This window comes from Nostoc sp. (genome assembly GCF_036917375.1).
Taxonomy (GTDB): domain Bacteria; phylum Cyanobacteriota; class Cyanobacteriia; order Cyanobacteriales; family Nostocaceae; genus Nostoc.
Genome location: NZ_JBALDN010000069.1, coordinates 1 through 8376, shown reverse-complemented (window position 1 = coordinate 8376; position 8376 = coordinate 1). Strand labels below are relative to the sequence as shown.

The following is an 8376-nucleotide window of genomic DNA, read 5'->3' as shown; positions in this document are numbered from 1 at the left end:
GGACTCTCGCCAACTTTAATTAAATCCCATCCTAACTATCAAAACCTACGTTCTTACGGGGTTATTGCTGCCTAATTTTGTCCGCAGCATTGTTATAGGAGTGTATAGATAGCTATGCGCTCCCACAGCGTATTGCGCAAAATCAGTATCAAAAACGAGATCGAGGCTGGCTAGTTATATTTAAACATCGGCAGATAACAGGTGAACAATCTCATCTACAATTTCCTCTGGACTCTCAAGCTTGACTAGAAATCGATCAAAACCAGCATTCAAAGCCTTATAGCCTGAGACCTCCCGTGTATAAGAAGTGATAGCGATCGCAGGCAACTGTCTTAAGGATGGGCAAGAATGTACTCGAATTTGCTCAATTAACCAATTTCCATCATGTTCGGGCAACTTCATATTGCACAGCAGAATATCGGGATGAAGCGATTCTACTAAGGCAAGGGCTGCTTCTGCATCGTTTAAAGCAATCACCTCTGCACCATCTGCTTCCAAAACGAAGGTGAGCAAATCTGCAATATCTGGCTCATCTTCTACCAGTAAAATCAGGATTCCAATAAGGTGCTGGAGCGAATTTAACTCAGTTTCTTGATTCATTTTTTGCTCGGTTGCCATGCCGTCACTTTATTGCCTGCTATAGTCTGCTATTTCTATTGCAATGTATGGAGCGGAATAAGTATTCACCCTAAATATAGAAACTTGGGGTGAAAAGCTCTAGAACAGGCTTTAATTATTTTTTGGTAACGGGTAATTAGAAAAAAAGCCCTTACCCATTACCCATGACTCATTACCGAGGTTCAGTCTGAGTTGAAACTGTTAATACTTGCGGTGGTGTAGCATCCGGTGGATAAAGAAAGTCTACTTCTACCAAAGAGCGATCGCCTGGTTTCATCTTTAATAAAACTAACGGTTCCCCCAGTTGACCTCTCTTTTGCACTAAATGCACAAACTCAGTTTGCAGCTGATTTTGGTCATTTTTGTAACGTACTCGCACTGTCCCTCGAAAAAATACTTGAGGATCTGGTGTACTCAGAAAGCGTAACCCTGGTTTGACTAACCGATCTTCTTTGAGTGGTGTTTGTATTGACACACTAACAGTTTGAGAACTTTGAGTATTGTTGTATAGCGGCAACTTCAGATTATATTGAATTCCATAGTTGCCATGAGCGCGATATGCGGTGTCAGGATAGCGCACTAGCATAGGCGCACTTTGAATTTGACCAGTTCCTAATGTACCGCCATGCAGGGTACTCAGAGCGTAAGAAAACACTTGACCAGGCTGGGGAATAGTTAAATACTTGGCTTTAGGATTATCTACTAATAAGGCTCTCCATCGCGAACCACCAACCACTCCCGCAACACGCCCATAAATTATTGGCTTACCAGTTTCTTCTAAGGGAGTGGGAGTTTTATCTCGTGGCCCAGCTAAATCACCATTATCTAGTAAATTCTGCCACTCTTCTAAAGTAGGCGATCGCTCACTGCCATCAGGATTTACCCGTGCAAACATCGCTAGGCTAGCTGCATAGACAGTGCCATCACTTTGCAGTCGCATGAATGTAGACCGACCATTTACGGGTGGTGTCAATCCCTGCACAGGAATTGGCAAATTGAGTAACATCCGACTTTGCTTTGGTGGAATCTCAATTTGGGCAGGGAAAATCTCTTGTCGCACTCCCCGAAGCACATCAGACATGACGCGATCGCCTGGCCCGGCAAAAACTTTACCTAAAGGATTTTGGCTAAAGGATGGTAATTGAATAAATGGAGCATCCGGTTGACTTAAATAACTTGCCGCCTGCCAAATATTTACCTTTACTGGTTCCGAACTAGGGTTATGCAAAATTATCCCTAAATAGAGCGCTCGCAAATTCTCTGGCGGTTCAGCCTTTGCAACGTGATGGGCAAAAATATCAAATCGTCCCCGAAAAGGAAAATTTAGATGCGCTATTGGCACTTTTTTCCCATCTGGTGGAAAGGTAGAAAGTAAAATCCCTTCTTTCAACACTAATTCTGGACTATTGCTATTAAACGTTGGCACTGTATCCAATTGGCCTGGTAAAGGACGCACTTCTTGAGGTTGGACGACTTCTTCAGGTGGTAGCGTGGCAGGAGTTGATTGGGCAATTGGGAAAATTAGTAACAATGGCAACATATACTTAGATATTTCTTTCACCATACAGACATTAACAACTTGATGGAAGTGCCAGTTTGTTAATAATTAATACGAAATCGGCAAGAATCCCCATCAAATTTTCTTGATTGAGAACTGGAACGTGGACAAAAATACAACGTGACGTGAGTTGATTTTGGCTTAAGTAGTCCAACACTGAATAGTAAAGACCTTCACAAACAAATTTCCCACAGTCGTGGCTAATCTGAATTTTTGCTGCTCCCGCCACTAATTTTTCTAAATCAACTTCTGTCTGTAAAATACTTTCTCCACAGCTAGCACCTGCTTCCACACTTAATTGTGTACGACTTGCAGCCATGCCACAACAGATGATGTAATCAGGTTGGATTGCCTTGATTTTTTCCATTACCTGAGTACTAGCAAGTTGCACATCTACGGGTAACTGGCGTAAAAAAGTTAAGTCATGTGGTATCAACTCAAGTTTGGTAACTTCAAGTAATAAATCATCAGAAGAATTTGACTGTTGATCTTTTAGCCAAGTGTCAAAAGAAGTTAATAGAATTCTTTTCTTCATAACAAATATTATTTAGAATAGAAAAACCCTCCATAATAAATTTACAAGGAGCAGGTAAATGCCAGTAATTGCGGTCGTAGATTATGAGATGGGAAATTTGCACTCAGTTTGTAAAGGCTTGGAAAAAGCTGGGGCAACTCCTAATGTTACTTATTCTCCAAAGGAATTAGAGCAGGCAGATGCTATAGTTCTACCGGGAGTGGGAGCATTCGATCCAGCAGTGCAACATCTGCGATCGCGTGGTTTAGAACAACCGATTAAAGAAGCGATCGCATCTGGTAAACCTTTCTTGGGAATTTGTTTAGGATTGCAAATTCTCTTTGAATCAAGTGCAGAAGGTACCCAACCAGGACTGGGAATTATCAAAGGAAAAGTGCGGCGGTTTCGTCCCGAACCTGACATCACTATTCCTCACATGGGTTGGAATCAGCTGGAAATCACTCAACCAAAAAGTATTTTGTGGGAGCATTTACCGTCAGATCCTTGGGTGTATTTTGTCCATTCCTACTATGTTGACCCAATAGACCCGCTAATCCGTGCAGCAACTATCACTCACGGTACTCAAACCGTTACAGCTGCGATCGCCCATGAAAATCTGATGGCAGTACAATTTCACCCCGAAAAATCCTCTAATATCGGATTGCAAATCCTGTCTAATTTCGTTGCTCAAGTCCGCGAAAAAATTCCTGCCTAATATTCTTTTTGTCATTTGTTCTTTGTCTTTTGTCTAAAACTAATGACCAATGACTAATGACTAATGACCAATGACTAATAACCAATGAGCCTGAGAATTTACGGCAATCGCCAGCTAAAAACTTTACCAGGAAAAGAAACTAGACCCACTAGTGCGCGAGTAAGAGAGGCAGTCTTTAATATTTGGCAAGGAGAAATTGCAAGTTGTCGCTGGCTAGATTTGTGCGCGGGTACTGGTTCAATGGGCGCAGAGGCTTTGTGTAGAGGAGCCAGCTTAGTAGTGGGAATTGAACAATCGAGCCGAGCCTGTGCCACCATCCAACAAAATTGGCAGCAAGTAGCTAATGCCGACCAGGAATTTCGGGTATTGCGGGGAGATATTACCCAGCAGTTAAAGACTTTATCAGGTAAACAGTTTGATAGAATCTACTTCGATCCACCTTATGCTAGTGGATTGTACCAGCCAGTATTAAATGCGATCGCTCACCATCAATTTTTAGATCCTAGCGGCGAAATCGCAGTTGAACACGCCTCACAAGGTTGGACACCGCTAGAGATTCCCGCTTGGGAAATTTGCTGCCAGAAAGTTTACGGCAACACATCACTTACTTTCTACAGAATTGTGGAATGACAGGAATGGGGAATGGAGGAGAAAACTTGCTTCCTTGTCCTCCTTATCCCCCTTCCCTCATCCTACTCAGCAACGCCAGTTGTTCTCCTGTCGGAGACGCTACGCGTAGCTTGCTTAAGAGCAGGGGTACAAGTCGGCAGAACTACCCAACGCACTGGCTCCTCAGCACGGGCTAAACGCCCCGCTTCCGCTAACAGCACTGGGCACTTCCTCATCCCCCCAGCTGATTGGGGCGCTTGTATTGCTTATATGCAGCGTAAAAAAGTCCGGCGAGAGTGACGAAAACTAGACCAAGGACAATACCTGATAGCAGGGGTTCAACCACTGTAAATCTCCTCTTTGTAATTATTAAATATTCGTTGCCTGTTTTTGATTTTACCAAATTTCGTATGAATCCTGCGCCCTACAGCCTTTTGGAGGACGACTGTCCACAAAAAAATAGTCTTCTGTGCTTGCAGACACAATCAAGAACTTTTAAGCTATGTGTAGGAAATGAAAACTTTTTAGCACACCTAGACTTTCACAGCAAACCTTTTGGATAACCAGATTACCAAACCTGAAATTTTGATTCAGCGGATCGTTTTATTGACGCTGGCTATACTGCTAGCAGTCCCTTTGGGCTTTTTTGGTGTTCAGTTGGTTCAAGCCTCCGATCCATACGTCAAGAGCGTTCTATCCCTAACAGGAAACCCAGTTCAAGGACACGCGATCTTCCAAATTAACTGTGCTGGTTGTCATGGCTTGGAAGCAGACGGGCGAGTGGGGCCCAGTTTGCAAGCTGTTTCAAAGCACAAGTCTCGGTATGGGCTGATTCACCAAGTGATCAGTGGCGAAACACCACCAATGCCAAAATTCCAACCTAGTGCTCAAGAAATGGCGGATCTTTTGAACTATTTAGAGTCGTTGTAGACCTAAGAATTTTTGGTCGTACGATACATAAATTCCCTGATGTGAAAAGGCAGCATAGTTAAGTGTGCCTTTTTTTTTACCTCTGAGAACTTTAAAGAGACCCCTAGATGCTCGATAGCTTTCGTGTGGTGTTTCGTAGAGACGCTTTAGCAACATAAGAGCCACATCATGTTTGAGAAAATTCCAAACGCTTAGGTGCGGACGCTGCGCGTAGTTTGCTTCCCCGTAGGGGTATGCGGACTCACTAACTTCTTTGGCATCTCCACTTATCTACCAAACGCTGAGGTTGGGAGAAGAACCACGACACTAATACTACTGTGCCTCTATGCATAATAATAGAAACCTCAAAACAGCCAAACTCCGTCTGATAAACTTCATCTTCTAAAGTCGTAGTGGCGAGAACTACTTTTGTCTTTATCTTCACATCTGCTAGTATTTGCGTAGAATCTTTGATAAAAACTCATATAAACTGTATATTTTTAAGTATGTTAGCAAATAACTATTTAATTATTGTGAAAGTGAGGTTAGCATACCTAACTCGGCAGGTTAAGGCAAAAGCTCTTAGTAAATGGGCTACGGTATAGCTTTTTAACAGACTAAATATTCTTGAGATGCCCGAAAGCTAATGACTGAAACGATCCAAATCGGTAATCGTACAATCACAGCTAGTGAACTGATTTCCTTACTGGCAAGTTACCAAATGCTGCCACAGTTGCAGCGAGAATTGATCATTGATGAGGCAATAGAGCAAAACTCGCGCTCTGCCAAGATAGTAATAGAGTGTACCCCAGAGGAAGTAGCCCAAGCTAAACAGCAGTTTTACGCCGAAAAACAGTTCAAAAATGAAGAAGATATCCAGGCTTGGATGGCACATCAAGGGCTGAATCCCGATCAACTAGAAATTATCACCACTCGTAAGCTGAAAATTGAAAAATTTAAACAAGCCACTTGGGGTAATAAACTGGAATCTTACTTTTTTCAGTCCAAGGCCAAACTGGACAAAGTAATTTATTCCCTACTACGAACCCAGGATGTGGGAATTGCCCAAGAACTATACTTCAGAATTCAGGCAAAAGAAAACTCTTTTGCTGATTTAGCGCGGGAATACTCACTCGGACCGGAAGCCCAAACAGGTGGCTTGGTAGGCCCGATTGAACTGAATGCACTACATCCGATAATGGTGCAAATGCTCTCTAGCAGCCAACCAGGTCAGATATTGCCCCCTACCCGTATCGCTGAATGGTTTGTAATTTTACGTTTAGAAAAATTTATTCCGGCACAACTGGATGAATTTATGAAAATGCGCCTATTGAATGAACTCTTTGAAAACTGGCTACAAGAACAGCAAAAGCAAATCATGTCTGCACCACAAGCTGAGGGGGATACGTGACAAGCGATAAACCTTTAACCAATCGAATACCGTCTAAAAGTGTTGTGTCCCACATTCTGCAGGTGTGATAGTAAAATGCTGTATTTTTGAAAATTACCTAAATGCTGCATTTGAGAAGCATGACAGCATCACTATTAAATATAAGAGTACAGGATATCGATCACTGCGGAATAGTCGCAGGCATATGTGACGAAATGGAACTAGTGCTCTGTCGCATTAATTCTGCGGGGTTGGGTAAATCTTTGAAAGCTTAACTCTAGCGTCTTCTGTACGAAAGCACCAATCCACACAAACTTTATTTATATTACGTTCACACTCCCAACTTGAAATCTCTTTTTCTAAAGTTTTGGTATTGGGTATTCTTCGTTGAAGACATTGGCGCACAAGTACAGATAACTCACATTCAACCATGTTTAACCAACTGCCATGTTTTGGTGTGTGATGAATCTCTAATTTTTTGGCGATTCGCCTTGCTTCTTATGGGGTAAATGCTTGATATAAAGCACTGATTGTATGCGTATTTAAGTTGTCCATTACTAATCGAATTATTTCCGCATCTGGAAAATGAATATCAACCAAATCTTTCATACAATAAGCAAAATCAACTTTAGTTCTTTGGGGAGTAACTTTAATATGTCTCCATAATATGTCTCCATGCTAAATATGGGGCTAAAAAAGCAAATAGATTACAACTGCCATTACGTTCATATTCATAATCAACTTTTTCCACTATTCCGGGTTTATCTTCTGTTTTCGGTGTTGGTGGTATCGGTTGATGAACATCCCCAATTAATTGGCATAATCTTTCATCAAAGCACACCAATGGACGTTTTAGGTCAATTGGTTGAGCATATAAATCTAGTACATCTTCCATACAGCAGACAAATTCTGCACTTACTTGTGGGATACACCATTGTTCTTTCAGCCAAGGCAAAAGTCAAGTTTTTTTTAATGTGCGTCCTACTGTATCGGCACTGATACTATCTACCATTTCTAGGCTAATTAGCTTGTCAGCTAACAATTGTAATGTCCATCGTTGGTGTCCTGTTGGTGGCTGGCTGCAAGTGGTAGCAATCAAAAATGCCTCTGCACTGACCGTTAGCTTACGTGGTTTTCCAGGACGCTTACGCTCGCTTATAGTATTTTTCAAATTTTCTTGGACAAACTGTTTCCGCGTCCTTTCCACTGTGGCTACACTTATGTGTAAAATTTTGGCGATCGCTTCATCTGTTTCACCTGACGAAGCCATGAGTAAAGTGTGCGCTCGACGAATCATTCGCGCCGTTGCTTTTCCTTTTTTCACTATTTCAACTAATTGTTGATGCTGTTCTTGTGTTAGCTTTACTATGTGCTTTTTTGGCATACTCTTCTGATCTGCGATCGCTCAACTCTCTGTTTCAATTCTAACCCCGCAGAATTAATGCGACAAACCACTAGTAGAACAAATTAACCGACTGCTAGGAAGTCATCCGCAAGAAATCATCAGTGCAGGTCAAGTAGTAAAAGCAATGATTCTCAACGGATTAGGGTTTGTCAGCGCCCCACTATATCTATTTGAGAAATTTTTTATTGGCAAAGCCACAGAACACTTGCTGGGAAAGGGGATACATCCAGAACACTTAAATGATGAACGCCTGGGACAAGTGCTGAACAAACTATATTCCAAAGGGCTAACAGAAGTATTTGTCACAGTGGCAATCGATAATCAGTTAGGTAAGCCTACAGCTGCTCCCACCTTACGTTGGGTCTTTCAGTGTTTTTTATGTCGATTCACTTAATCACTGTTGCCCACATCCAGCAAATTACCAATTTGACCCCTGAAAGACTGTGGATTCTCAGCTTTTTTGCTCCTTCCTGCCGTAAATATTATCTGTTTTGCTAACTCACCTGCGGAATGTGGGTTGTGTGGCATTAGTAGCGCAATTTATGATAAACAAGAAGCCCCAAGCTGTGAGGCGTGGGGCTTTATGTTAGAATAATAACCTGGCATCGAGCTATTTTTGCGTAGGGCAACCCCTAAACTATCGTTGCCGCAGCAGCGT

Annotated in this window: 9 protein-coding genes and 2 pseudogenes; 5 read left to right on the top strand and 6 right to left on the bottom strand. The window is 42.1% G+C overall.

Annotated features, from left to right (window positions below; genetic code table 11):
* Positions 1–180: 180 nt before the first annotated feature.
* From V7K45_RS19075 to V7K45_RS19065, 3 genes are all read right to left on the bottom strand, one after another.
* Positions 181–618 (bottom strand): response regulator, encoded by a 438-nt coding sequence (locus V7K45_RS19075; protein ID WP_335006106.1) that lies wholly within the window; start codon positions 616–618, stop codon positions 181–183.
* A 172-nt stretch (positions 619–790) separates the two neighbouring features.
* Entirely contained in the window at positions 791–2158 is a 1368-nt protein-coding gene (locus V7K45_RS19070) for a DUF3370 domain-containing protein (protein ID WP_335006104.1), read from the bottom strand.
* 31 nt (positions 2159–2189) lie between these two features.
* Positions 2190–2711 carry a pyroglutamyl-peptidase I family protein gene (locus V7K45_RS19065; RefSeq protein WP_335006102.1) on the bottom strand — a complete coding sequence of 174 codons (522 nt, stop codon included), beginning with the start codon at positions 2709–2711 and terminating at the stop codon, positions 2190–2192.
* Positions 2712–2769: 58 nt separating this feature from the next.
* Between V7K45_RS19065 and hisH the strand changes: the two genes are divergently transcribed.
* Together hisH and rsmD are read left to right on the top strand one after the other, a co-directional pair.
* Positions 2770–3405: an imidazole glycerol phosphate synthase subunit HisH gene (gene hisH, locus V7K45_RS19060; RefSeq protein ID WP_322693612.1), complete on the top strand. Its 636-nt coding sequence runs from the start codon at positions 2770–2772 to the stop codon at positions 3403–3405.
* An 84-nt stretch (positions 3406–3489) separates the two neighbouring features.
* A complete protein-coding gene (rsmD, locus tag V7K45_RS19055; RefSeq protein WP_335006099.1) occupies positions 3490–4035 on the top strand; it encodes a 16S rRNA (guanine(966)-N(2))-methyltransferase RsmD in 546 nt (181 codons plus the stop codon).
* Between the two features lie 62 nt (positions 4036–4097).
* On the opposite strand, the gene V7K45_RS19050 is transcribed toward rsmD, so the two are convergent.
* Together V7K45_RS19050 and petG are read right to left on the bottom strand one after the other, a co-directional pair.
* Positions 4098–4235, bottom strand: coding sequence for a hypothetical protein (locus V7K45_RS19050; protein ID WP_335006097.1), 138 nt, complete (start codon positions 4233–4235; stop codon positions 4098–4100).
* Positions 4236–4246: 11 nt separating this feature from the next.
* The gene (gene petG / locus V7K45_RS19045; RefSeq protein WP_063721252.1) at positions 4247–4360 is read right to left on the bottom strand and encodes a cytochrome b6-f complex subunit V; all 114 of its coding nucleotides are present in this window, start codon (positions 4358–4360) and stop codon (positions 4247–4249) included.
* 209 nt (positions 4361–4569) lie between these two features.
* Here petG and V7K45_RS19040 point away from each other — a divergent pair, with 209 nt between their 5' ends.
* Together V7K45_RS19040 and V7K45_RS19035 are read left to right on the top strand one after the other, a co-directional pair.
* Complete coding sequence (locus V7K45_RS19040) at positions 4570–4944, top strand: c-type cytochrome (protein WP_099100046.1); 375 nt, start codon at positions 4570–4572, stop codon at positions 4942–4944.
* Between the two features lie 625 nt (positions 4945–5569).
* Complete coding sequence (locus V7K45_RS19035; RefSeq protein ID WP_335006095.1) at positions 5570–6334, top strand: peptidylprolyl isomerase; 765 nt, start codon at positions 5570–5572, stop codon at positions 6332–6334.
* A gap of 216 nt (positions 6335–6550) precedes the next feature.
* Here V7K45_RS19035 and V7K45_RS19030 read toward each other — a convergent pair.
* Positions 6551–7697, bottom strand: a pseudogene (locus tag V7K45_RS19030) (IS630 family transposase).
* A gap of 70 nt (positions 7698–7767) precedes the next feature.
* Here V7K45_RS19030 and V7K45_RS19025 point away from each other — a divergent pair.
* Positions 7768–8034: pseudogene (locus tag V7K45_RS19025) on the top strand (DUF4277 domain-containing protein); the annotation flags it as partial.
* Between the last annotated feature and the right edge of the window lie 342 nt (positions 8035–8376).

Coding starts and splice junctions, on each gene's coding strand:
- V7K45_RS19075 (WP_335006106.1), bottom strand. CDS start 618: ATGGCAACCGAGCAAAAAATGAATCAAGAAACTGAGTTAAATTCGCTC.
- V7K45_RS19070 (WP_335006104.1), bottom strand. CDS start 2,158: ATGTTGCCATTGTTACTAATTTTCCCAATTGCCCAATCAACTCCTGCC.
- V7K45_RS19065 (WP_335006102.1), bottom strand. CDS start 2,711: ATGAAGAAAAGAATTCTATTAACTTCTTTTGACACTTGGCTAAAAGAT.
- hisH (WP_322693612.1), top strand. CDS start 2,770: ATGCCAGTAATTGCGGTCGTAGATTATGAGATGGGAAATTTGCACTCA.
- rsmD (WP_335006099.1), top strand. CDS start 3,490: ATGAGCCTGAGAATTTACGGCAATCGCCAGCTAAAAACTTTACCAGGA.
- V7K45_RS19035 (WP_335006095.1), top strand. CDS start 5,570: ATGACTGAAACGATCCAAATCGGTAATCGTACAATCACAGCTAGTGAA.